This is a genomic window from Halalkalibacter sp. HAAS-P013 (assembly GCF_056619925.1).
On sequence record NZ_JBWQTU010000002.1, the window covers coordinates 373,984 to 397,753 of the forward strand.

Sequence of the window (23,770 nt, forward strand, 5' to 3'; positions counted from 1 at the left end):
TCCATTCATTTATCGTTTAATGCTTTTTAGTAATAAAACAACTAGTAATACAATTATGCTAGTTAATACAATCATTCCACCTGTTGCAATATTAAATTGGTAAGAAAAATATAACCCCAATAAAATTGAAATTTGTGCAAAAATAATACTGAATAAAATCAGTTGCTTGAAACTTTTGGAAATTTGTACACTTGCCGCAACAGGAATAACCACAAGAGCTCCAACGAGTAAAATCCCTACTACTTTCATTGACATTGAAATAACCAAAGCAATTAATAGCGCAAAGACAAAATTGATGAATTTCATTGAGATACCTGAAACCTGCGCATACTCTTGATCAAATGAGCTCAATATAAATTCCTTATAAAATAAGAAAATGATGAATAAAACAAAAATAGCAGTAAATATAATAAATTGTACATCACTAATCGTTACACTTACAATACTTCCAAATAAATAAGTATACCACTCATTATATCCTGTCCGAGCAAGACTTATAAAGATCGCACTCATCCCAATCCCTGTCGACAAAATAATGGGGACAGCCAATTCTTGAAAATGACGATACATATCTCTTAATCGTTCAGTAATTAATGCACCAATAAGTGCAAAGACCACTCCCATATACATTGGATTAATGTTCTGAAAGAGAGGTCCCATTGTTCCTAAAAACACCCCTGCAGAAATACCCGTTAGAGTAATATGAGAAATTGACTCTGTTACGATTGATATTCTGCGAACAAGTAAAAATGATCCGACAATTGGAGCGATTATGCCAATAACTAGCCCAGCCATAACTCCTCTTTCAATAAACGTAAGGTTTGATAAAAATTCCATCGATATAGAGCCCCTATTCTTATTTTTTTAGCTCGTTTTTTTCACGACAATTCCTCGAACTATCCTTAGACCAGACTCTACCGCAATGACAATAAGTAATATCAAAACTGAAATCATAACAATCATTCCACCAGGTGCCAAATCTAAATAAAAAGAAGAAATTAAACCTGTAACTACTGCTATTTCCCCAAAGAAAATTGAATATAAAAACATCTGCTTAAACCCTTTTGCCAACCTCATAGCTGCTGCTACAGGTAAAGTCATTAGTGCAGAAACAAGAAGAATACCAACTATTCTCATAGAAGCTGCAATGACAAGTGCAACCATAACGATGAATATAAAATTAACCAATTTACGATTAACCCCAGAGACTTTCGCTTGCTCTTCATCAAACGACAAGAAGAATAGTTCTTTATAAAAAAGAATTAAAACAATTAATACGACAACTGTAATGATACAAATAGTCCACAAATCAGAACGACTAACGGCAATTACACTACCAAATAAATAATTAAATAAATCATTATTAAATCCATCAGCCATTGAAATGAATACAACCCCAAGCCCAATTCCACCAGATAAAATAATAGGAATAGCAATTTCTTTATAGAATTTATAAGCGCTTCTAAGTTGTTCAATTAGTAATGAACCCCCAACAGAAAAAATCAATCCCATATATAAAGGATTGAGTCCTTGAAAGAAGACAACATGTTTAGCAAGAAACAGGCTGGCCGCAATTCCTGATAATGTAATATGCGACAAAGCATCTGCAATTAAAGCTAGTCGGCGTACAACTAAGAAAACTCCTAATAATGGGGCAAGCAGTCCAATAAGCAATCCAGAGTAAAAAGCATTTTGCAAAAACTCATAACGAAAAAAAGCTTCTAACATCTTTTAATGCCCCCCATGATTATGGGTAACTAAATGAACATCATGACCATAAAATGACGATAAATCTTGGTTCCCCTCGAAATCTGCTGTATTTCCGTGGAAATGAAGTGTCTTATTTAGACAAGCTACATCAGTAACATGATCTGTCATTACACCTATATCATGAGTTACAAGGATAAGGGTAATCTTTTTTTCCTTATTCAGTTGATCAAGCATATCGTAGAACTGCCTAACGCTAGCTGAATCCACTCCAACTGTTGGTTCATCAAGGATGAGTAATTCTGGCTCACTTACAAGTGCACGAGCGATAAAAACTCGTTGTTGCTGTCCACCAGATAACTCGCCAATATTTTTATGCATAAATTTAGTCATTCCAACTTGTTCAATTACATCCCGAACGAGTTGCTTATGTTTACGATTTAAAAAACGCAACAAGCCAACTTTTCCGTATAACCCCATAGAAACGACTTCAAACACTGTAGCAGGAAAGCCTGAATTAAAACTATTCGCTTTTTGCGAAACAAATCCAATTCGTTCCCACTTCTTGAATTTCGAAACACGTTCGCCAAACAATCTAATTTCTCCAGTTCGAAGGGGGATTAACCCTAAAATCAATTTAATTAACGTCGATTTCCCTGATCCATTTGGTCCAACTAACCCAAGAAACGAACCTTTTTTTATTTGTAGAGATACATTTTCCAGTACATTTTGATTACCATACTGAAAGGAGATATTCTTTATTTGTATAGCATCATTTGTTTCAGGTATATTCACAAGTACTCTCCCCTTTTATAAGAACAATTACGATTTATTATCTGTCCTTACTTATTATAAAGGTTATTTTCAATCTGTCTACCTTTAGGTGCTAGTAACAAATTTTGTTATAATCAACGTACTTACCAACGAAAAAGAGGTGGAAAGCATGATAGAGAAACAAGTAGCCATTATTGACATGGGGTCTAACTCTATTCGCTTAGTGATTAATAATATTGACAGCAATGGATACTATAGTGAATTACATAACTTTAAGACCGTTGCTAGACTAAGTGCTCATATTAAAGAGGATGGAAATTTATCTGAAGTCGGAATAAAAACAATATTAGACACACTTAAACGGTTTAAAGATGTCATTCTTTTTCATCATGTTCGTCAAATCACCGTTATCGCAACAGCAGCTATGCGTAAAGCAAAAAATCGCGACAAAATCGTAAAGCTAGTGAAAGATACGATAGGATTTCAAATTCGTATTCTCTCGGAATACGAAGAAGCATTTTACGGCTATTTAGCTGTTGTTAATTCAACAAATATAGAAAATGGTTTTACTGTGGATATTGGTGGAGGTAGTACGGAAATAACTTTATTTGAAAATCGTGAATTAAAACATTATCATAGCTTTCCTTTTGGAGCAATCACGTTATACCAACAATTTTTTAATGATGACCAAGGTGAACCTGAAACAATCGCTCTACTTACTGAGTATATTAAAAAGCAGTTACAAACTCTTCCTTGGTTTAAGGAAAAGAAAGATTACCCTGTTATCGGCATTGGAGGTAGTGCTAGAAATCTTGCTCTCATTCACCAACGTAAAGAGAGTTATCCATTAGCAGGTCTTCATCAATATGAAATTCCAAAGCAGGAGTTACTTGATATTAATAAAACGTTGCAGCATTCAACTATTGAAGAACGTCTTGATTTGGAAGGATTATCGAAAGATCGAGTTGATATTATCGTTCCAGCTTCTACGGTGATTACTCAGATTGTAAACCATGTGAACGCGAACACATTCGTTATGAGTCGAAAGGGCCTTCGCGACGGTGTGTTTTATGAGGAACTGTTAAAATCAATGGAGACAACCAGATTTCCAAATGTAGTCGAAGAAAGTTTATATCAACTTACAAATAGTTATGAATTGAACGTTGAACATGTAAATCATATATCGCTACTTGCTCACCAGCTATACTCAAAGACCCGTGAATATTGTCCTGTGGAACACAACCCAAGTGATGCGGTCACTTTATTGAACCATAGTGCCAGGTTACTTTATATTGGAGAATATATAAATAATGAAGCTAGCAGCCAAAACACCTTCTATCTTTTAACAAATATGACCATTGAAGGATTGTCGCATAGAGATCGTTTGGCCATTGCATTGATCTCTTCTTACAAATCAAAATCACAAATGCAACAATATGCAAAGAACTTTAACAAACTTATTAATAAACAAGAACTTAAATACTTTGAGTTTTTAGGTTCTATTTTAAAATTAGCTTACTCATTAGATCGAACACGAAGAAAAGTGATTACAGCTATTGGACAAGTAGTCCAAAATGAAGACGAACTTTCAATTATTCTTTACCACCAAGCTGATGCTTTTTTTGAAGACGCACAAGCAACGAAACATAAAAAACATTTAGAACGTGTTATTAAATACCCAATTGAATTTAGATACATGCCTGCAGAAGTTCTGAAATTAAAATCTTAACATAAAATTTACAATCAACTGTTAAAATGAAATGTAGAATTTAACAGAGAGGTTGAGTCCCATGCAAAAGGATAAGTTAATTCAAAAACACATTGACCTTATTAATAACCCAACCTTTTACAACAACCGTGAGTTAAGCTGGCTCGCTTTTAATGAGCGAGTTTTAGAAGAGGCCATTGATGAACGTAATCCTCTTCTAGAAAGGCTAAAATTCTTAGCGATTTTCAGCTCTAATTTAGATGAATTTTTTATGGTTCGTGTTGCTGGATTAAAAGACCAAGTAAAGGCTGGTTTTAACCGTCCCGAGAATAAAGCTGGACTAACTCCAAAACAACAATTAAAGCATATTTCTGACAAAAATCATTTACTTGTTCATTTACAAGATACGGTTTATACGGAAACTATCATTCCTTTGCTCTTTCATGAAGGGTTTCAGTTTGTTTCAATTCAAGATTGCGAAGAGGAACAACTCACTTATTTAGAGGAACGTTTTCAAAATTATATTTTTCCTGTTTTAACTCCGATGGCGATAGATGCCTACCGACCATTCCCTATGCTATTAAATAAAAGCTTAAATTTAGCTGTTATTTTACGGCGACTAGGAAGCGACGAGAATGAAAAAGACCAGCTAGCTATCGTCCAAGTTCCTTCCGTATTAACAAGAATTATTAAATTGCCTAAGTTGAAAGAACAAAAAGATCAATTTATTTTGCTTGAAGAAGTTATCAGTCACTTTATAAGTGCGTTATTTAATGGGTTTACCGTTAAGTCTGTCTCTCCTTTTCGTATTACAAGGAATGCTGACATGACGATTCATGAAGAAGCATCTCGCGATCTGTTAAGTGAAATTGAGAAGGAACTTAAAAAGCGTAAATGGGGGGCTGCTGTTCGATTAGAAATGCAAGAAGGGCAAATGAATCAGAACGTTCTCAATTTGTTATTAGATGTCCTTGAACTACATCAAGACGATGTCTACTCATATAAAGGACCTCTTGATTTAAGCTTTTTATTTAAATTGTACGGACAACTTGCAAAAGAAAACGAACATTTAGCCAATGAAACTTTAATCCCTCAACCACCAGAAGATTTAATTGGAGAAGATGATATTTTTCAAGCGATTTTAAAACGTGACATCATCCTACATCACCCATACGAATCCTTCCAGCCTGTGATAGACTTTGTTACACGTGCAGCTAAGGACCCTACAGTACTTGCAATTAAGCAAACATTATACCGTGTGAGCGGTGATTCTCCGATCATTCACGCATTAGCGCTTGCGGCAGAGAATGGGAAGCAAGTCACCGTACTTGTCGAATTAAAAGCTCGTTTTGATGAAGAAAACAATATTCAATGGGCTAAAAAGTTGGAAAAGTCAGGCGTGCATGTCATTTACGGGATAACTTCATTAAAAACTCATAGTAAAATTACTTTGGTTGTTCGACACCAAGACGATCACATCCAACGTTTCGTTCATTTAGGTACAGGTAATTATAATGATTCTACAGCTATGCTCTATACGGATCTTGGTTTTTTTACTTCACGTGAAAAATACGGAGAAGATGCAACGAATTTCTTTAATTATTTAAGTGGTTATAGCGAAAAACCAAAATGGCATTACCTGTCAACGGCCCCATTTGAAATTAGAGAAGAATTTCTTCATTTGATAGATGAAGAAATGAAAAACCATAGAAAATATGGAAACGGTAAGATTATTGCAAAAATGAACTCCCTATCAGATAAACCAATTATTCTAAAACTGTATGAAGCCTCTCGAGCAGGGGTACAAATTGACTTGATTGTTAGAGGTATATGTTGTTTACGACCAGGAATTAAAGACGTTAGTGAGAATATCCGAGTATTCAGTATTGTTGACCGTTTTTTAGAGCATAGTCGGATTTTTTATTTTAACAGTAATGGATTTGAGAAAATATTTTTATCTTCAGCCGATTGGATGACTAGAAATATGGAAAAAAGAATAGAACTTTTATTTCCGATTGTTAGTCCGCGTAATAAAGAGCGTGTCAAAGAGATACTAACTATTACACTTCAAGATAATACAAAAGCACGTCAACAAAACGCAGACGGGAGCTACAAATATATTAAGCGACCAACAAATGAGCAACCAATCCAAAGTCAGCTTACATTCCACGAACTGGCTTCTCGTTTTACAGCTATCGAGGAATAAGAATATAAAAGACAAAAGAACCGGCATAATACACCGATTCTTTTGTCTTTTGTTAAGGGGTCACTTCAAAGTCCGCGGAACAGAGGTTGCAATAGCTCCGTTCGCTAGTCGACTTGAGAGCAGTAACCCACTCCTCTCAAGTCTTTTAATAGATATAGCGACTCCGCTCATTGCTGCGGGGATGTACCAAAAGGTCAAAAACAGACCTTTTGGTACATCCCCTTTTATGCTCTTTGCACTTTTCTGGCACGCCATTTTCTTGTAATAATCCCTTGTTTTGGCGAGAAGAAAAAGGCTAAACCAAATAATACGGAAGCAACTAAAACAATAGAAGCACCAGATGCTACATCATATACTACTGAATAATACATCCCTCCTATTGCAGCTATCACTCCAATCAAAGCCGATAAACCAAGCATAACCGGCAAGCGGTCAGTTAATAAATAGGCTGTAGCTCCTGGTGTGATAAGCATAGCAACAACTAAAACTATTCCAACAGTCTTTAGTGACGCTACTGTAACAAGTGATAATAGGAGCATCAACAAGTAATGAACGAGTTGAACAGGTACTCCCGTTGCTTTAGCCATTACGGGATCAAATGTACTTAACAACAGTGTTCGATAAAAAATAATAATCATTAATAACACAAAAGCGCCAATCCCTACAGTGACCATAAGATCTGATCTAGAAACCGCAAGTACATTCCCAAAGAGTATATGCCATAGGTCAACACCAGTTCCACGTAGTCCAGTAATTAACACAATCCCTAATGCAAAAGCGGCGGTAAACATAATCCCAATAGCCGAATCATCTTTTATTCGACTGTTTTGAGATACATAGCCAATTGCAAGAGCAGTAAGTACACCTGTAATCGTAGCTCCAATAAAGAAACTCGCTCCAATCATATAGGCAATGACAACTCCAGGTAAAACAGCATGCGATATTGCATCGCCCATAAGAGCCATCCCACGTAAAATTATAAAACACCCGATCACACCACAAATAATACCAACTAAAATTGCAGCGATTAACGCCTGTTGTAAGTAAGAATACCGCATAACTTGGTCAATGAACATTGTAATGTTACTCATTACTCACTCACCACCATTATATTTTCATCGTTTCCAAACATGGTAATGCTCCCCTTATAGGTTTTGGATAGAATATCTGGTTTATAGACGTTTTTCACTTCACCATATTCAACCAGCTCTTTATTAATTAATAATAGTTCATCAAAATATTGTTCAACTTTACTTAAATCATGATGTACAACAAAAACCGTTTTCCCTTCATTTCTAATTTCTCTAAGTAGATTAATAATAATTTCTTCCGATGTTACATCAATTCCAACGAAAGGTTCATCTAAAAAGAATAAATCAGCATGTTGAGCTAGTGCACGCGCAATGAAAACTCTCTGTTGCTGTCCTCCAGATAGTTCGCCAATTTGACGCTTTTGGTATTCTAGCATTCCCACTTTTTCAAGTGACTCAATCACAATTTCTTGATCTTTTTTTCCTGCTTTTTTATACCACGGGATATGCGTAAACCGCCCCATCATGACTACATCTTCCACTAAAACAGGGAAATCCCAATCAATTTGATTGCGCTGAGGAACATATGATATCTGCTTTCTAACATCATTTACTTTCTCTCCTAAGACCGTTACTTTCCCCTGTGCTTTTTCTAAACCTAAAATTGCTTTTATTAATGTCGATTTACCTGCACCATTTGGACCGACAATCCCAATTAGTCTTCCTTTTTCTGCTTGAAAGCTAATATCTTTAACTGCTTGATTATTTTCATAAAAAACAGATAGTGATTCAACTTCTAAAACTTTTTTCACCAGCTTTTCCTCCAATCAAGATAGTTTCCATTGTTGCCATAGCGCAACTTTTTCGAGAAAAAACTCCCTTGTTCGTTTATGGACAATCGGACTTATACAACGAAGATGATCCTTAAGCCCATTTAAAATTATTATCACAACATCTTATGGGTAATTTATAAAAAGGTGCAAAATTAGGACAGGGCAGAAAAGTTTCCCTAAGTAAACTTTTACTTATAATAATTATAATCGTTATTTACAATGTTGTAAATGTATAACCTCATTTCTTCTCTTCTAGAAAACGCTTCATGCGCCTATAGAGGTCGCAATTTCACATATCAAAAAAAACCTGACCTATTAAATATAGGTGTCAGGCTTTTTCTTGGTTACCTAATGGTAAGGAAATAATTACATTTGTACCAATACTATACGTACTATCTACTTTAAAACTGCCACCATGATCTTCAATGATCTTCTTGCATAACGGGATTCCTATCCCTGTCCCTCTTTCTTTTGTTGTAAAGAAGGGCTTCCCTAATTGATTTAGAACAGATTCAGGCATCCCTTTGCCATTATCCTTCACTTGAATGATATAATTTTCCTCTTGTACACTCGTTTCAATAGTGAGGACTCGATTTGAATTTGACTCCCCAAAAGCTTCTACAGAGTTCCGTAATAGATTAAGCATAACTTGTTTCACCATTGATTCATTCACATATATTTGCTTTTTGGTTTCTGCTAAGTCAAGTTTAAATTCTACATCATGGAGAAGGCATTCCGCTTTCATAATCTCGATCAAGGAATTCATGATCTGAACAGGAGATTGCCACCTACGCTCCATCTTTTTGCGAGAGACCGACAGAAAATCTTCAAGAATACCATTCATTCGGTTAATCTCTGACATAATTGTATCATAGTACTTTTGATGATCATTGGTTAATTGCGCCAATTGCAAAAAACCTTTAATAACTGATAAAGGATTACGTAATTCATGCGCAACTCCTGCAGCAATATGCGAGACTGCTTCCATCTGGTGGTGAAAAGTAAGTAAATTTTCAAACTGCCTTTGAAGAGAACGATCTTCATAAACAAGATAGACCATTCCATCATCCTCAAATGGAATCACTCTAAGACGGTATAACATTTCATCTTCTTCAAAATCATCTACTTGTTTACTCTTAGTGACCAATGCTTTTTGAACAAGTTCTAAGCTGAATAAAATAAAAGGATTATCTATACTTAAATGCTCCATAGTACAAACACGTAATTGTGCTTCATTAATGTTTGTTACTTCTAAAAAAGCTTGGTTCCACTTTAATATATGTAAATTTCGATCTACTTTTAGGTAAGGAATACCTAATTCTTCAATGAGAAAATGTTGTTCGATCATTTTTTCCTCCGTAAGTGTCGATGGATGAGCTGATGAGAGTTGACTTGTTACCGAAGAATTCATTGACATTGAGTTATTCCTATTTGGGGCTATTTGTTCGTCTAGGTGCTTATTTTCCATAAGGCCCCACCCCCCTCTTCTTGTAGCAATTTATGACATAATTATACATAAGTTAGAAATCTATTGGTACCTTTCAATCCTTTATTCGATAAGTCTGTCAAAATTTCCTTTTTTTCTGCACATTTTCTTCAAGTAACTCATACACTGTCATTATGTTACTTGATCAAAGGGGTGCTTTTATGAATGCAATCATGCAACAACTTGTTAACAATAAGGTTAATTCATTAACAGCTAATGAATTATTAAGCATAGCTAGTCAGTACAATATTAACCTTACTAGGCAGCAAGCAGAAAAAGTCATTTCCATTTTAAGATCAGAGCAAATTGATGTTGCCAATCAAGCTCAAGTCCAAAGAATGATTCATCGTCTTCAAACAGAAGTAGACCCTTATGTTTCTTCAGTTGTGCAACAATTGCTTCAGCAATTTAGTCAATACCTTTAATTTAAACATTAAACATAGCAAAACATCATTAATATTAACAAGTTGTACTTTGACACATAAACTAAAAGAACATGCCAATGGCAAGAAGCAGAAGGTATTCCTTCTGCTTTTAATCATTATCCTAATATTTTAGACCTAACATCCTCATCAAATTCCCCTGAACGGATCATTTCAATCTCGTGCTTATAAGGTGCTTTTTTGTTCTTTTTATCTTCGCCAACGAATGGCGTTTCAAGAATCTTTGGTACCTCACTTAATTGAGGGTGATGGACAATGTAATGTAATGCTTTAAAACCAATATGACCAAATCCTATATTTTCGTGACGGTCTTTTGCTGCACCTCGCTCATTTTTACTATCATTAATATGAAGGACTTTTAAACGATCGAGCCCTATAATACGGTCGAAAGAATCAAGTACGCCATCAAAATCAGACACAATGTCATAGCCTGCATCATGTGTATGGCATGTATCAAAGCAAACAGACAAACGTTCATTATGCGTAACACCATCAATGATGGATGCAAGTTCTTCAAACGTTCGACCGCATTCCGATCCTTTTCCAGCCATTGTCTCTAGTGCAATTTGTACATTACGTTTTTCTTCAAACACTTCGTTTAGCCCTTCAATAATCTTTTGAATACCAGCTTCAGTTCCAGCCCCAACATGCGCCCCAGGATGCAAAACGATTTGCTTCGAACCAAGAGCTTCTGTGCGTTCAATTTCAGAACGCAAAAAGCGTACTCCTAATTCAAATGTTTCTGGCTTTGTAGTGTTAGCAATATTTATAATATACGGGGCATGAACAACGATATCAGTCATCCCATTTTCTTTCATATGAGATAATCCTGCCTCAATATTTAATTCTTCAATAGCTTTGCGCCTTGTATTTTGTGGTGCCCCTGTATAAATCATAAATGTATTTGATCCGTATGAGGCTGCTTCTTCACTTGCCCCAAGTAACATCTTTTTTCCACTCATTGAAACATGAGAACCGAGTTTAACCATCATAATTTCTTCTCTCCTACACTTACTTTTTCTTTTTAATTCTTCTTTGTCTTTGTTCTTCTTTTGCTTGCTTAAAGCGTGCTTTTTTCTTATAACCAGGCTTTACGTTTTTAGGTCTTGCTACTGCTTTCCCGCCTGTACGTTTTTGCTCTTTCGGTTTTGTTACAGTTGTTTCGGTTGTACGAACTGTCTTTTTCTTTCCAGGTACGCCAAGTGGCGGACGGTCAAGTTGTGTCCAATTGCCTTGTTTAAAATCATAATAGGTAAATGAAATGCCACGTTTTAGAAGCTTCTCAATTGCCTGCTGATCATGATCTTCATAGATCGTAAATGCAATTCCATCTAATCCAGCTCGAGCTGTCCGTCCAACACGATGAACATAAAAATCTAGATCCTTCGGGATATTATAATTAATAATATGTGTTACACCTTTCACATCAATTCCACGTGCTGCCAAATCTGTAGCTACAAGATACTGTACTTTTACATCCTTAACTTGCTTCATTACTTGCTTACGTTGTCTAGGTTGCAAACCGCCATGAAGACGTTCGACATTTAAACCGGCTGCTAACATTGCATCTGCAACTTCATCAGCTTGCTCTTTTGTATTTGTAAAAACAATTGCTAAATATGGGGTAATTGATTTTGCAATATCTACAACAAATGTAATCTTCTCACGATGTCTAAGCGGAATAATTCGGTGTTCGATTTTCGATGCAGTTACATGCTTAGGCTCCACTTGAACATGACGCGGTTCTGTCATATATTTTTTTAAGAATGGTTGAAGCTTTTCTGGAATCGTTGCGGAAAACACCATCATTTGCAACTTTTCTGCCATTCTTGAAGCAACTTTATCTACATCTGCAATAAAACCCATGTCAAGCATTTGATCCGCTTCATCTACTACAAGCATGGTTGCTGTATATACTTGAAGGGCCTGATCATCGATTAAATCTCCTATCCGTCCAGCCGTTCCTACAACAACATGCGGTTGTACTTTCAAACTCTCTATTGCGCGTGAACGATCCGTTCCACCAACTAACAACTTTGCCTGAATTTGCTCATCTTCTGGACAAAAGTCCAGAAGTTTCTTCAATTCATCAAATAACTGACCAGCAAGTTCTCGAGTTGGTGCCGTAATAACAGCTTGTACTTCATTAATCGCAGGATTAATCTTATCTAGAATTGGTAACAGAAATGAAAGAGTTTTCCCTGTTCCAGTTTGAGATTGACCGATAACATCCCTCCCGTTTCTAATTGCAGGTATTAGACGTTCTTGTATTTCTGTCGGCAATGTTAATCCTTGGTCACTTAACGCCTCAATTAAAAAGGGCTTAAGTTCAAATCGCTTAAAATTTTCTGATTTCATTTACATTTCAACTTCCTTCCGATGCCATTTGTGCAATACTTCATTTTATCATACATTGTTAGAACTTACTATTTTAGTTAAGCTTTAAACTCGTTCTTTCACTTGTTAATACCTGCATCATTCTCACCGCACAACAAACTGTTGCATATAGTTGTTATAAGAGTTTATGTATCCTTATTTCTACTTTCCCCAAAATTAGAAGTCGGTACACTTATAAAATCTGTTGATACTAGGAAAGGAGACTTAATCATGCAACCATTTTTCGGTCCCCCATTTGGATCAATGCCTATGCAAGCCCCAATGCAAGGAATGTCACATACAGCAAATATGTTCTCGCATGGCGTACCTTCTCAAGCTGCAAATGTTTTAGGCGGAGCAGGTAATCACGCATTTAGAGGAGGAGGGGGCTTTCTTTCTAGAATATTCGGAGGATTAGGTGGAGCTCAAGGAGTAGCAGGAAACCCTATGATGGGTGGTTTTTCATCAGCTGGTGGAGGGGGAATGAATTTCTCTACGGTGCTAACTAATGCTCAGAAAGTTTTAGGGTTAACTCATCAGGTTGTTCCGATGATTCAACAGTACGGACCACTCATTCGAAACGCACCAACTATCTGGAAAATTATGATGAGTAATAATTCAGAAGAAGACAGTCCTATTGATGACAGTTCCATAAAGGCAACAGTAGATGAAGAGAGTACGAAGGTTAACATTGAAGAGCCGGATGATTCATCTGTTTTGACTAGCACCTCTTTTGACCATTTTCAAACAAACGACATCGACTCATCATCACATCATACTTCTTTTAGACCAAAAAGTATTAAGGGAATTCCTGGTCCAAAATTGTATATTTAACCAAAGTAAAAAGATACTAACGATATAACTAAAGATTCATGTCATTTTTTTATTGACAAGAATCGCACAATGATAGTAAAATTTACTTTTGTATTTTTTTGTGTTACACTAAGGTTACTACTCGATTGGAGGAATGCCCATGTTTAAAGTTGGTGACCACGTTGTCTATCCTTATCACGGAGCAGGAACAATTCAAGATATTGAAGAAAAGGATGTATTAGGAGAAACTCACTCTTATTTTATTCTTAACTTTCCGCTCGTTGATGTGAAGCTTATGCTTCCAGAAAGCAAGATAAACGATTCTGGTTTGCGTAAAGTGATAGACCAATCAGAGTTAGATTCACTTGTAGATGCCCTGCAGAACGGGCCTGATATCCCGCCTTCTACAAGTCATTTTTCTCGTGAAACCGAAAATCTCTTAAAGAGCGGAAGTATTATTGACGCTGCTCATCTTATTTCATCTCTTTCAAGAAAGCAAACAGAAAGGGCAAACGGCCTCCACATTCAAGACCGTAATCATTTACAAAAAGCTAGGCAAATGATTGCTAGTGAACTTGTACTCGTCAATGATATGACTGAAGAGCAAGCTTATGAATTCATTGACGATGCACTTATTGAGTTAAAAGAAGCGTAAGCATTGTCACTTGAGGGAAACTACATTATACTATATAGCAGGAAAACTAAGGCTGTCTCCTATGTTTTGTCTCACTTCTTGTGGGGCAAAATACCACTGAGACAGCCTGATCTTGTTTTCTTTCATATTTTACTTACTACTCGTCACAGATGAGTCTTATTATAGGAGGCCTTTCATGAAAGTAAAGAAAATTTCTCCAAGAGGATATTGTTATGGCGTAGTTGATGCGATGGTGCTTGCAAGACAAGCTGCCGCAAACTTAGACTTGCCGAGACCTATTTATATTTTAGGTATGATCGTTCATAACAAACATGTTACAGATGCATTTGAAGAAGATGGGATTATTTCATTAGACGGACCAAACCGTGTGGAAATATTAAAGCAAGTAGATAAAGGAACAGTTATCTTTACCGCACATGGCGTATCGCCGGAAGTTCGTAAGCTTGCAAAAGAAAAAGGACTAACAGTTGTTGATGCAACATGCCCTGATGTAACTCGTACTCACGATTTAATACGTGAACAAGTAGCACAAGGTTATGAAATCATTTATGTTGGTAAAAAAGGACACCCTGAACCTGAAGGCGCGATTGGTGTCGCACCTAATTCCGTACATCTTGTAGAATCCATCGAAGACGTCCAGAATTTAGAGATTGCAACGGACAAAATTATTATCACAAATCAAACTACTATGAGTCAGTGGGATGTTAGTGACATTATGAAAAAGGCAATGGAAGCTTATCCAAGCGCTGAAGTCCATAATGAAATTTGTTTAGCTACACAAGTACGACAGGAAGCTGTTGCAGAGCAAGCAAAAGAATGTGATCTTGTGATTGTTGTTGGAGATCCTAAAAGCAATAATTCAAATCGATTAGCTCAAGTATCAGAACAAATTGCTGGAACAAAGGCTTATCGTATTGGCGATATAACTGAGCTTCAACTAGAATGGTTTCAAGGAGTTCAAACCGTCGGTGTTACCTCGGGTGCTTCGACACCAACACCAATAACAAAAGAAGTGATTGTCTTTTTAGAGCAATATGATCCAAAAGAAGGTGCTGTTTGGAATCCTGAACGGAAGGTGTCTCTACAAAAAATATTACCGAAAGTCAAGGCAAAAAGCTAAACAAAAGAAAGGGGGTGTATCAAAAGGTCAAAAACAGACCTTTGAGACACCCCCTGTTTAATTCATCCTCTTTTGAGGAGTAGTTCATAGAAATTGAAATGGGTCAGTATTTGGTTCAGAAGTAATAACTTTAGTCTGATACTTTGATTGTTCAAGGAAATCATCAAAAAATTTCTTCACACCGCTTTTCATGATCTTCTCAACGTTATGCCCTGGATCAACAATATGTAAGCCATCCATCATCGCATCATGAGCAACATGATAGTATACATCACCAGTTACAAATACGTCAGCACCTTTAAAAATAGCTTCTTTCATATATTTGTTTCCATCGCCACCAAGAACAGCAACTTTTTGTACACTTGCTGTTAATTCACCGACCACTCTGACCCCTTTCACCCCGAAAGCTTCTTTCACAAGTTCCGCAAATTCAGCTAAGGTCATTTTTGACTCAAGCAAACCTATACGACCTAGGCCTAGTACCTCTCCTTTATTCTCTAACGGATAAATGTCATATGCCGGTTCTTCATATGGATGGGCTTTTATAATTGCTCTAACAACTTTATTTTGAAGGTGTGCAGGTATAATGGATTCCACTTTTACTTCCTCAACAACTTCAACCCTTCCTTTTTCACCAATAAAAGGATTAGTTCCTTCTTCGGGTTGAAACATTCCTTGTCCAATGCTGTTGAATGTGCAATGACTGTAATTCCCTATATACCCAGCACCAGCGTGCCCCATTGCTTCTCGTACTTGCAGAGCATGAGTCTCTGGAACAAATACAACAACTTTTTTTAATGCTGTAGTAATAGTAGGCGAAAGTACTTCTGTATTTGTCAAACCAATCGCTTCAGCCATCATATCATTTACTCCGCCCTTAGCAACATCTAAATTTGTATGCGCTGCATAAATAGCTATGTCATATTTAATAGCTTTTGCTACGATTCTTCCGTGTGGGGTATCTAAGTCTACTTTTTTTAATGGTCTAAATAACAAAGGATGATGAGCAATAATGAGATCGACCTCTTTTTCAATCGCTTCATCTATAATATCTTCTAAAACATCTAAGGCAATCATCACTTTTTTTATCTCTTTGTTTAATGTACCGACCATTAACCCATTTTTATCACCTTCAACAGCTAACGACTTAGGAGACCATGATTCAAAGTGCTGGATGAGAGCTTGACCATTAATATATTTTTTCATTTACGTAATACCTCCTCAACCATGTTAATTTGATTCAGTAAATTCTTTCTTTTTTCTTCAACTTGTTCATTTGCATTGGCTTTTTCAAACTGAGCTAATATTCTCTTCCAATTATCAACTTCATACTGCCATTTTTTCTTGAAGGCAGGATTTACTTCTTGCATTAAAAATGGACCGAGCAAAAGTTTCTGTTCTTTTTGATCTTCATACAATGATTCATCATTTCCTCGCTTCGCAACTAGAACTTCATAGATCTTTTCGTCTTCTTCAAGAATTTCTTCTGAAACTAGTACCCATTCATTATGCAAAAGCCATGTTCTGATGATATTAGCTGATACATTAGGCTGCAAGATCAAGGTTTCTACCCCTTCTAGTTTTTCCTTTCCCTCATTTAGAATGGTAGTAATAAGTCCCCCACCCATTCCAGCTATCGTAATCGTATTAACTTCGCCACAATTAATAACCTCAAGACCATTCCCTTTTCTCACATCTATTTTTTCTGTTAAACCTAATTTTTTTACTTGTTTTCTAGCTGATTGATATGGCCCTTCATTTACTTCACCAGCAACAGCTGTAAGTTCTGGGTCCTTAATACATAAATAACATGGCAAGTACGCATGATCTGAGCCAATATCTGCTACCTTTGCTCCCTTTGGTACATACATTGCCACTCGTACTAGCCTTTTTGACAATTGCTTTTCATTCATTTGTATCACCTATTATGCTTCATTTTTAGTTTTACTTTATCTATGTACTTTACCCAATTTCATCCATTTCTAAATATAGAGAAAAGACGAGAGTCACCAACCACTCTCGTCTTCATATTATTCGGATTCTGCTAACAAATATTGAGCAATTGCATCAGCTTCCACATCATTTAAGTTTGTGATAGCTGGCATGCTTCCATAACCACCTGTAATGATATCAGCAATTTCTTCCACTGAATATTTTCCGTCAAGCGCATTAATTGCTGGACCTGATGCTCCGCCCAAGTCTCCACCATGACAGCCAATACATGATTGTTGAGTAAGTTCTTGACCAGCTGTAATAGGATCTTCAAATTCTGTTACTTCTTCAGCCTCTTCTGTATCATCAGCGTTCATTTGCGCACGCTGATCAAGTCCAACAAATGAAAGTGCTACCATAAGCAAAATACCAACAATAGCAGTGATAGCAAATGGTAATAGTGGTCTACCTTTCATTATCATATCCTCCTTTAAATAGTATCGGATCACACATATCGTCAAACAACTATGTAGACGCTTTTAAAGATTCCATTCTCATTCTACTTGATATTGTCCATAAAGAAAAGGGATCTTTTCAGTTTTACTTTTTTTGTCACTCTTTTAGCTAAACAAGAAAAGTAATGATAACAAAAAGCCTACAGCTCCCGCAATTGTAAAGATTCGTAACGAATATCGCCAACCGACTAAGAGCCAAACAAGACAATGAAAAATTGAAAGATGTATAATATAATTTGTATTTCCAACTGCCCCCATTACTATTTCTACAGTTAACAAATAAAAAATAAGTGCTGTAACCATGTAGTAATAAGAAGAAACAATTGAATTTGTTGATTTACTAGCAACCAATAGGATGGCAGTTATAAATAGAACAACAATTGCTATTTGCATTGCTACCGAAAAATCGGTAAAATAAATGACAAGAATTGTTAATAAAAACAAAAGGTGTACCATGAAAAGAGTTAATCGTGTATACCTTCTAATTAGAGTTGATTGCTTCTCGCTATTTTCTATTAACTCATGCTCACCTTCTGTATAGAGAGTAAGCAAAAAATCGCAATACTTCTCAGGAAGTAGGTTTGTGGATTTCCAATTCTTAATTTCGTTAATAATGATTCTTTTTCTATTCTCGTCCATCTTATTCATATATCCCCCTGCTAGCCAATGATCGAATCAGAGGCAAGCCAAAAGGCCTGATTCCAATTATCAATATAGTCACAAGCAATCGACTATATGTTCTTAAAACAGAATCAGACCCATTATGAAGACTCTTATTTCCTATTTCATACGATTTCTCAACCTTACTCTAGAAAATCCTTTAGTCGCTTACTACGACTAGGATGGCGTAGCTTTCTTAATGCCTTCGCTTCAATTTGACGAATGCGCTCGCGAGTAACACCAAATACTTTACCCACTTCTTCTAAAGTACGAGTACGACCATCATCTAACCCAAAGCGTAAACGAAGAACATTTTCTTCTCGATCGGTTAACGTGTCTAGGACGTCTTCTAATTGCTCTTTCAATAGTTCATATGCAGCCGCATCAGAAGGAGCCAACGCTTCTTGGTCTTCGATAAAATCACCAAGATGTGAGTCATCTTCTTCTCCGATAGGGGTTTCCAAAGACACAGGCTCTTGAGCAATTTTTAAGATTTCACGAACTTTATCCGGAGTTAACTCCATCTCTTGTGCTACTTCTTCAGGTGTTGGCTCACGCCCAAAATCTTGAAGGAGCTGGCGCTGTACTCGAATTAGTTTGTTAATCGTTTCTACCATATGAACAGGAATACGGATCGTTCGTGCTTGGTCCGCTATCGCACGAGTAATAGCTTGCCTAATCCACCATGTCGCATACGTACTAAATTTATATCCCTTTTCATAATCAAACTTTTCAACAGCTTTAATTAACCCCATATTACCTTCTTGGATTAAATCAAGAAACAGCATACCACGACCAACATAACGTTTAGCAATAGAGACAACTAGACGTAAGTTAGCTTCCGCTAATCTCCTTTTTGCTTCTTCATCACCTTGTTCAATTCGTTTGGCAAGCTCAATTTCTTCTTCAGCCGAAAGAAGGGGAACACGACCAATTTCCTTTAAATACATTCTTACAGGATCATTTATTTTAATACCAGGTGGTACACTTAAATCATTAAGGTCAAACTCTTCTTCATCTTTTACAGCTTGCTGGAGATTTGGAACAACATCGTCCGTCTCATTTAGGATTTCGACTCCTTGCTCACCAAGATATTCAAAAAATTCATCCATTTGATCGGAATCTTGATCAAATGCCGCTAATTTCTCTGTAATCTCAGCATAAGTAAGTACTCCGCGCTTTTTACCTATCTCCACTAATTGTTCTTTCACTTGATCGATAGACAATTCACCTTCCGCTAATGGGCGTAGTGGTTTATCTGCCATTCGATCCCCTCCTTCCATTGTTCACAACCAAAGCTTCTTGCCAATACATGCTAGAGAAGCTCCTGTTTCATACGATTAATCTCCATAAGAAGTCTCGCTGCTTCTAATGGGTCTTTCTCTCGCTTCATTTCTAATTCTTTTTGTTGTATTTTTACCCGTTTTGGATAGGTTTCAATCAATTTCATATAATCGAGCAGTTCTTTCTCTTGAAAGTCATCATTTAACGACATCATTGCAAGCTCTGTTGCAATCCTAATTAATTTTTCATCTTGCAGTCCTTGAATAAATTGACTAGGACTAGCCTCATATCCTTCTCCAAAGTATGCAAAAAGATGAGCCGCTATTGCTTGATGTTCATCAATATTAAAACTCCCACCGATGCGTTCTTGAACAAGTTCTGCCACTTCAACATCTCTCATCATATGAGCAAGTAAAAATCTCTCAGCATTTTGATGGGCTGGTAATAATTTTCTTGCTTCTAAGGATTTCCTAGATTGTATTGGACGATCCTTTGATTGATACTCACTTTTATCTTGTTTCCGTTTTTCTCGATAAATTTGAAACTGTTCGTGCTTTAAAGCTTCTAAAGAAAGCGAAAATTCTTCGGCGATCTGTCTGAGATAGTGGTCCCGCTCAACTGCTCGCGGTAAAGTACTAATCTCAGTTAAAACGTCCTCAATATAGCTCATTCTTTCAGCTTCATTTTGCATATTCTTACCTTTACGCAAATAACGCATTTTAAATGACATTAAAGTCAAACTTTCCCCTATTACATTCGATTTGAAGCTTTTAGCACCGTATGTACGAATATAGTCATCGGGGTCAAGCCCTTCTGGCATTTGAGCAACTTTCACAGTACAACCAACTTGTTCTAGTATCCCTGCTGACCGAAAGGCTGCGCTCGTTCCTGCTTTATCTGAGTCATAACAGATAGTAACAGTCTCGGCATTCCGCCTAATCACTTTAGCTTGCTCCTCTGTTAAAGCAGTACCAAGTGTAGCTATTGTATTAGAAAGTCCTGCCCCCCAAGCTGCAATCACGTCCACATATCCTTCAAATAAGACAACTGAACCTAGCTTTCTAATTGAAGGTCTTGCTAAGTGAAGACCATAGAGTGTTTTTCCTTTATGAAAGATTGGCGAATCAGAACTATTCAAATACTTTGGCTTTTCATCTGAGATGGATCTACCACCAAAAGCGATAACATTGCCTTGCCCATCCCAGATCGGAAACATTAATCTGTTTCTGAAACGGTCATAATAACCGTCTTTTGACTCCCTTTCACCCAATAAACTTGCTTGAACCATTGTTTCTAATGAAAAATTGCGCTTCGTTAAGATTGTAACAAGTGCATCCCAGCGATCTGGAGCGAAACCAATTTGGAAATGCTCAATTTGTTCTTTTGTAAAACCGCGTTTTTTCACATAAGAGCGACCTTCAGATCCTTGTTCGGTTAACGTAAGAACATGATAGTAAAGTTTAGCAGCTAACTCATGAGCTGAGCGCATTAATACTTGTGGCCCTGATGCAGGTGACTGAGCGGTTGCATCAGGTAAATCAATGTTTGCACGCTCTCCAAGCTTTCTGACGGATTCAATAAACGTAAGTCCTTCTAGTTCCATCAGAAACGAAAAAACATTCCCACCAGCACCACAGCCAAAACAATGGTAAAGTTGTTTATCCGGTGATACAGAAAAAGAAGGAGATTTTTCACCGTGAAAGGGACATAATCCAATATACTGCCGACCTTGCTTTTTTAGTTGCACATAATCACTAATTACTTCGACAATATCCGATGAGCGTCTAATCAGCTCAACCTTTTCATCCGGTATCCTGTTGCTCATTGTTATCACCATTAATCATACCAATTTCTCTTACAATTCGAGTTTTTTTGCTATGTTCCTTCTTTTTCTGTAACAATTTTTGTGAGTTGTTCAATAAACATTTGACGATCTTCTTGTCGAAAAGGTTTTGGACCTTTTGTTTTCCCACCCATTCTCCTATGTTTTTGCGAAATATAGCGTGCATCCAACATTTGCAAAATGGTATCTTCTTGATAAACAAATCCACGGGGGGATAATGTTATTACCCCTTTAGCTAACATGATAGAGGCAAGAGCATGGTCTTGTGTGACACAAATATCGCCTTTTTTAGCATTGTTCATTAAAAACAAATCTGCCGCTTCTTTATCATTATCAACTGTCACCACTTTAGCTATAGGTGGTAGAGTTAACGTATGCGCATAAGATGAGACAAACACCATCGGCATGTTAACGAACTCACAAATTTCTACTATTTCTGCTTTTACTGGACAAGCGTCCGCGTCGACATAAATGGTTTGTAATGAAGGATTCATAATAGTTGAATTCAACATTCCCTTCAAAAATCCTGCTATCTTTTTAAAGAATTTCGTAGATATTTGTCGAATTAAAGATCTGTAACGTGTTTCGTTTTTTTTATCCTTACTATCATTACCAAAAAACAAAGAAAAAGTCTTGACTTTTAAAATTTATTTGTTCTTTTTTAAAATATAACCAAAATTTTCTTCACTATTAGAATCACAATTCTTTATTATACGCAACTTTTACTCCTTTGACTAGCCCCAAAAATAAAAAGCATCTTGCTTCTATACGCAAGATACTTCCTATTATTATTTTTTTAAGAACATACTTGAGATTAAATTGGCTGTTTCTTCAACTGCTTTATTTGAAACATCAATAACAGGACAGCCAATCCGTTGCATAATTTTTTCTGAATACGCCAATTCTTCTTTGATTCGATCAAGGTTAGCGTAGTTAGCCTGGGCTTTTAATCCAAGTGCTTTTAATCGTTCCGCCCTAATATCATTTAATTTTTCTGGGCTAATTTTTAACCCGACACATTTTTTCGGTGTAATATGAAATAACTCTTTAGGCGGTTCTACTTCGGGAACAAGTGGCACGTTCGCTACTTTCAATCGTTTATGTGCTAAATATTGAGAAAGTGGTGTTTTTGATGTACGCGAAACTCCAATTAACACGATATCAGCACGAATAATTCCCCTTGGGTCACGACCATCATCGTATTTAACAGCAAATTCAATTGCCTCGACTTTACGAAAATAATCCTCATCTAATCGATAAATTAAACCTGGCTCATAACGCGGAGCCTTTTTCGTCAATGTTCCTATTTTCTCTAACATTGGGCCAATAATATCTACCGTATCAACACCCGTTTCCTGTGCAAGTGTCAATAGGTGTTCTTTTATTTCTGGAACAACAAGTGTAAACGCGATTAGTGCATTAGCTTTACGAGCTAAGATAATTACTTCTTCAATTGTTTCTTTATCTTCAACATATGGGATTCGTCTCACTTCAAGTCCAGCACTGCTAAATTGACTAGCAGCAGCCTTTACAACCAATTCCGCCGTTTCCCCTACCGAATCTGAAACGACATAGACAACTGGTCGCTCTCTAATTTCTTCCATGAATGCCCCTCCTTACCGCTTATATTACCTTATCATTAGCTAAATCAACTAGTAATGCTGTTATGTTCGTTTTCGTTATCCGACCTACTACTTCAAAGCGGGAGCCATAGTCTACTTCCACAACAATAGGAAGTCCATCAATTTGCTTTTCAATCAACTTATTAGCCACTTCAATAATTAAATCATCCTGTTTGCATACTGTAATATTAGGCATTCTCGTCATAATAATACTTACAGGAATAGACTCAAGCGCTTGCTTTCCAAGACTTGCCCGAAGTAAGTCTTTCCTTGAGAGAACACCTACTAAGGTTATATGCTTATCCACGACAAATAATGTTCCAACATCCTCTAAAAACATCGTGCATATCGCATCATACACCGATGCTGACTCTTGAACAACAACGGGCCTAGATCGGTATTCATTTACCGTAATGTTCTTGACTTTCTCTGCTAACATTTGATTTCCAGATTTCCCTGTGTAAAAATACCCAACACGTGGTCTAGCGTCTAAATAGCCTGCCATTGTTAAAATAGCCAAATCAGGACGAAGTGTAGCTCTTGTTAGAGAGAGACGTTCTGCAATTTGTTCCCCGGTAATTGGGCCACTTTCCTTAACAATCTCAACAATTATTTCTTGCCTACTTGTTAGTTCGATTGGTTTTCACCGTCCTTAGCACAAAAGTGCCATACTAATTTATAATTATTATATACGAGTGATAGCCAATATGGAAATAGCAAGCTTATATGACTTCCTATTTATCAAAATAAGAAGTCATAAAT

23 protein-coding genes are annotated in these 23,770 nt (G+C 36.6%); 6 read left to right on the forward strand and 17 right to left on the reverse strand.

What is annotated here, in order from left to right; all coding sequences use genetic code 11:
• Positions 1 to 9: 9 nt before the first annotated feature.
• Genes AC1FXP_RS05820 through AC1FXP_RS05830 form a run of 3 tightly spaced genes read right to left on the reverse strand, consistent with a single transcriptional unit; the run spans position 10 to position 2,502 of the window.
• Positions 10 to 837, reverse strand: a complete 828-nt coding sequence (locus tag AC1FXP_RS05820; RefSeq protein ID WP_480059307.1) for a metal ABC transporter permease — start codon at positions 835 to 837, stop codon at positions 10 to 12.
• Positions 838 to 864: 27 nt separating this feature from the next.
• Positions 865 to 1,728 (reverse strand): metal ABC transporter permease, encoded by an 864-nt coding sequence (locus AC1FXP_RS05825; RefSeq protein ID WP_480059309.1) that lies wholly within the window; start codon positions 1,726 to 1,728, stop codon positions 865 to 867.
• A 3-nt stretch (positions 1,729 to 1,731) separates the two neighbouring features.
• Positions 1,732 to 2,502 (reverse strand): metal ABC transporter ATP-binding protein, encoded by a 771-nt coding sequence (locus AC1FXP_RS05830; protein ID WP_480059311.1) that lies wholly within the window; start codon positions 2,500 to 2,502, stop codon positions 1,732 to 1,734.
• Positions 2,503 to 2,650: 148 nt separating this feature from the next.
• Here AC1FXP_RS05830 and ppx point away from each other — a divergent pair, with 148 nt between their 5' ends.
• Both ppx and AC1FXP_RS05840 read left to right on the forward strand, forming a co-directional pair.
• The gene (gene ppx, locus AC1FXP_RS05835) at positions 2,651 to 4,210 is read left to right on the forward strand and encodes an exopolyphosphatase (protein WP_480059313.1); all 1,560 of its coding nucleotides are present in this window, start codon (positions 2,651 to 2,653) and stop codon (positions 4,208 to 4,210) included.
• A gap of 61 nt (positions 4,211 to 4,271) precedes the next feature.
• Positions 4,272 to 6,395, forward strand: coding sequence for an RNA degradosome polyphosphate kinase (locus AC1FXP_RS05840; RefSeq protein WP_480059315.1), 2,124 nt, complete (start codon positions 4,272 to 4,274; stop codon positions 6,393 to 6,395).
• Positions 6,396 to 6,619: 224 nt separating this feature from the next.
• On the opposite strand, the gene AC1FXP_RS05845 is transcribed toward AC1FXP_RS05840, so the two are convergent.
• From AC1FXP_RS05845 to AC1FXP_RS05855, 3 genes are all read right to left on the reverse strand, one after another.
• Positions 6,620 to 7,486 (reverse strand): metal ABC transporter permease, encoded by an 867-nt coding sequence (locus AC1FXP_RS05845; protein WP_480059317.1) that lies wholly within the window; start codon positions 7,484 to 7,486, stop codon positions 6,620 to 6,622.
• Positions 7,486 to 8,238 (reverse strand): metal ABC transporter ATP-binding protein, encoded by a 753-nt coding sequence (locus tag AC1FXP_RS05850; RefSeq protein ID WP_480059319.1) that lies wholly within the window; start codon positions 8,236 to 8,238, stop codon positions 7,486 to 7,488. The genes AC1FXP_RS05845 and AC1FXP_RS05850 overlap by 1 nt, the downstream gene beginning before the upstream one ends.
• A 349-nt stretch (positions 8,239 to 8,587) precedes the next feature.
• Positions 8,588 to 9,727 (reverse strand): two-component system sensor histidine kinase NtrB, encoded by a 1,140-nt coding sequence (locus AC1FXP_RS05855; protein ID WP_480059321.1) that lies wholly within the window; start codon positions 9,725 to 9,727, stop codon positions 8,588 to 8,590.
• A 179-nt stretch (positions 9,728 to 9,906) separates the two neighbouring features.
• On the opposite strand from AC1FXP_RS05855, the gene AC1FXP_RS05860 reads away from it, so the two are divergent.
• Positions 9,907 to 10,170, forward strand: coding sequence for a DUF2624 domain-containing protein (locus tag AC1FXP_RS05860; protein ID WP_480059323.1), 264 nt, complete (start codon positions 9,907 to 9,909; stop codon positions 10,168 to 10,170).
• 116 nt (positions 10,171 to 10,286) lie between these two features.
• On the opposite strand, the gene AC1FXP_RS05865 is transcribed toward AC1FXP_RS05860, so the two are convergent.
• Both AC1FXP_RS05865 and AC1FXP_RS05870 read right to left on the reverse strand, forming a co-directional pair.
• Entirely contained in the window at positions 10,287 to 11,177 is an 891-nt protein-coding gene (locus tag AC1FXP_RS05865) for a deoxyribonuclease IV (protein ID WP_480059515.1), read from the reverse strand.
• Between the two features lie 22 nt (positions 11,178 to 11,199).
• Positions 11,200 to 12,546, reverse strand: a complete 1,347-nt coding sequence (locus AC1FXP_RS05870; RefSeq protein WP_480059325.1) for a DEAD/DEAH box helicase — start codon at positions 12,544 to 12,546, stop codon at positions 11,200 to 11,202.
• 249 nt (positions 12,547 to 12,795) lie between these two features.
• Between AC1FXP_RS05870 and vrrA the strand changes: the two genes are divergently transcribed.
• From vrrA to AC1FXP_RS05885, 3 genes are all read left to right on the forward strand, one after another.
• Positions 12,796 to 13,398: a VrrA/YqfQ family protein gene (gene vrrA / locus AC1FXP_RS05875; RefSeq protein ID WP_480059327.1), complete on the forward strand. Its 603-nt coding sequence runs from the start codon at positions 12,796 to 12,798 to the stop codon at positions 13,396 to 13,398.
• A gap of 139 nt (positions 13,399 to 13,537) precedes the next feature.
• A complete protein-coding gene (locus AC1FXP_RS05880; RefSeq protein WP_034625011.1) occupies positions 13,538 to 14,032 on the forward strand; it encodes a CarD family transcriptional regulator in 495 nt (164 codons plus the stop codon).
• 175 nt (positions 14,033 to 14,207) lie between these two features.
• Complete coding sequence (locus AC1FXP_RS05885) at positions 14,208 to 15,152, forward strand: 4-hydroxy-3-methylbut-2-enyl diphosphate reductase (protein ID WP_480059329.1); 945 nt, start codon at positions 14,208 to 14,210, stop codon at positions 15,150 to 15,152.
• Positions 15,153 to 15,236: 84 nt separating this feature from the next.
• On the opposite strand, the gene AC1FXP_RS05890 is transcribed toward AC1FXP_RS05885, so the two are convergent.
• The 9 genes from AC1FXP_RS05890 to ccpN form a co-directional block, all read right to left on the reverse strand.
• Entirely contained in the window at positions 15,237 to 16,358 is a 1,122-nt protein-coding gene (locus AC1FXP_RS05890) for a Nif3-like dinuclear metal center hexameric protein (protein WP_480059330.1), read from the reverse strand.
• Complete coding sequence (locus tag AC1FXP_RS05895) at positions 16,355 to 17,065, reverse strand: tRNA (adenine(22)-N(1))-methyltransferase (protein ID WP_480059332.1); 711 nt, start codon at positions 17,063 to 17,065, stop codon at positions 16,355 to 16,357. Before AC1FXP_RS05895 ends, AC1FXP_RS05890 begins: the two co-directional genes overlap by 4 nt.
• A 117-nt stretch (positions 17,066 to 17,182) precedes the next feature.
• Positions 17,183 to 17,560, reverse strand: a complete 378-nt coding sequence (locus AC1FXP_RS05900; RefSeq protein WP_480059334.1) for a c-type cytochrome — start codon at positions 17,558 to 17,560, stop codon at positions 17,183 to 17,185.
• A 144-nt stretch (positions 17,561 to 17,704) separates the two neighbouring features.
• Positions 17,705 to 18,247, reverse strand: coding sequence for a hypothetical protein (locus tag AC1FXP_RS05905; protein WP_480059336.1), 543 nt, complete (start codon positions 18,245 to 18,247; stop codon positions 17,705 to 17,707).
• Between the two features lie 155 nt (positions 18,248 to 18,402).
• Entirely contained in the window at positions 18,403 to 19,524 is a 1,122-nt protein-coding gene (gene rpoD, locus AC1FXP_RS05910) for an RNA polymerase sigma factor RpoD (RefSeq protein ID WP_250096133.1), read from the reverse strand.
• A gap of 50 nt (positions 19,525 to 19,574) precedes the next feature.
• On the reverse strand, positions 19,575 to 21,368 hold the full coding sequence (gene dnaG / locus AC1FXP_RS05915; RefSeq protein WP_480059339.1) for a DNA primase: 1,794 nt from the start codon (positions 21,366 to 21,368) through the stop codon (positions 19,575 to 19,577).
• 50 nt (positions 21,369 to 21,418) lie between these two features.
• A complete protein-coding gene (locus AC1FXP_RS05920) occupies positions 21,419 to 21,898 on the reverse strand; it encodes a YaiI/YqxD family protein (protein WP_480059341.1) in 480 nt (159 codons plus the stop codon).
• 276 nt (positions 21,899 to 22,174) lie between these two features.
• Positions 22,175 to 22,990 (reverse strand): pyruvate, water dikinase regulatory protein, encoded by an 816-nt coding sequence (locus tag AC1FXP_RS05925; RefSeq protein WP_480059343.1) that lies wholly within the window; start codon positions 22,988 to 22,990, stop codon positions 22,175 to 22,177.
• A 19-nt stretch (positions 22,991 to 23,009) separates the two neighbouring features.
• The gene (gene ccpN, locus AC1FXP_RS05930; RefSeq protein WP_480059517.1) at positions 23,010 to 23,645 is read right to left on the reverse strand and encodes a transcriptional regulator CcpN; all 636 of its coding nucleotides are present in this window, start codon (positions 23,643 to 23,645) and stop codon (positions 23,010 to 23,012) included.
• Between the last annotated feature and the right edge of the window lie 125 nt (positions 23,646 to 23,770).

Excerpts from the sequence above, each read along its gene's own strand:
- AC1FXP_RS05820 (WP_480059307.1), bottom strand. The coding sequence starts at position 837 with ATGGAATTTTTATCAAACCTTACGTTTATTGAAAGAGGAGTTATGGCT.
- AC1FXP_RS05825 (WP_480059309.1), bottom strand. The coding sequence starts at position 1,728 with ATGTTAGAAGCTTTTTTTCGTTATGAGTTTTTGCAAAATGCTTTTTAC.
- ppx (WP_480059313.1), top strand. The coding sequence starts at position 2,651 with ATGATAGAGAAACAAGTAGCCATTATTGACATGGGGTCTAACTCTATT.
- AC1FXP_RS05840 (WP_480059315.1), top strand. The coding sequence starts at position 4,272 with ATGCAAAAGGATAAGTTAATTCAAAAACACATTGACCTTATTAATAAC.
- AC1FXP_RS05845 (WP_480059317.1), bottom strand. The coding sequence starts at position 7,486 with ATGAGTAACATTACAATGTTCATTGACCAAGTTATGCGGTATTCTTAC.
- AC1FXP_RS05855 (WP_480059321.1), bottom strand. The coding sequence starts at position 9,727 with ATGGAAAATAAGCACCTAGACGAACAAATAGCCCCAAATAGGAATAAC.
- AC1FXP_RS05860 (WP_480059323.1), top strand. The coding sequence starts at position 9,907 with ATGAATGCAATCATGCAACAACTTGTTAACAATAAGGTTAATTCATTA.
- AC1FXP_RS05865 (WP_480059515.1), bottom strand. The coding sequence starts at position 11,177 with ATGGTTAAACTCGGTTCTCATGTTTCAATGAGTGGAAAAAAGATGTTA.
- AC1FXP_RS05870 (WP_480059325.1), bottom strand. The coding sequence starts at position 12,546 with ATGAAATCAGAAAATTTTAAGCGATTTGAACTTAAGCCCTTTTTAATT.
- vrrA (WP_480059327.1), top strand. The coding sequence starts at position 12,796 with ATGCAACCATTTTTCGGTCCCCCATTTGGATCAATGCCTATGCAAGCC.
- AC1FXP_RS05880 (WP_034625011.1), top strand. The coding sequence starts at position 13,538 with ATGTTTAAAGTTGGTGACCACGTTGTCTATCCTTATCACGGAGCAGGA.
- AC1FXP_RS05885 (WP_480059329.1), top strand. The coding sequence starts at position 14,208 with ATGAAAGTAAAGAAAATTTCTCCAAGAGGATATTGTTATGGCGTAGTT.
- AC1FXP_RS05890 (WP_480059330.1), bottom strand. The coding sequence starts at position 16,358 with ATGAAAAAATATATTAATGGTCAAGCTCTCATCCAGCACTTTGAATCA.
- AC1FXP_RS05895 (WP_480059332.1), bottom strand. The coding sequence starts at position 17,065 with ATGAATGAAAAGCAATTGTCAAAAAGGCTAGTACGAGTGGCAATGTAT.
- AC1FXP_RS05900 (WP_480059334.1), bottom strand. The coding sequence starts at position 17,560 with ATGAAAGGTAGACCACTATTACCATTTGCTATCACTGCTATTGTTGGT.
- AC1FXP_RS05905 (WP_480059336.1), bottom strand. The coding sequence starts at position 18,247 with ATGAATAAGATGGACGAGAATAGAAAAAGAATCATTATTAACGAAATT.
- rpoD (WP_250096133.1), bottom strand. The coding sequence starts at position 19,524 with ATGGCAGATAAACCACTACGCCCATTAGCGGAAGGTGAATTGTCTATC.
- dnaG (WP_480059339.1), bottom strand. The coding sequence starts at position 21,368 with ATGAGCAACAGGATACCGGATGAAAAGGTTGAGCTGATTAGACGCTCA.
- AC1FXP_RS05920 (WP_480059341.1), bottom strand. The coding sequence starts at position 21,898 with ATGTTGAATTCAACTATTATGAATCCTTCATTACAAACCATTTATGTC.
- AC1FXP_RS05925 (WP_480059343.1), bottom strand. The coding sequence starts at position 22,990 with ATGGAAGAAATTAGAGAGCGACCAGTTGTCTATGTCGTTTCAGATTCG.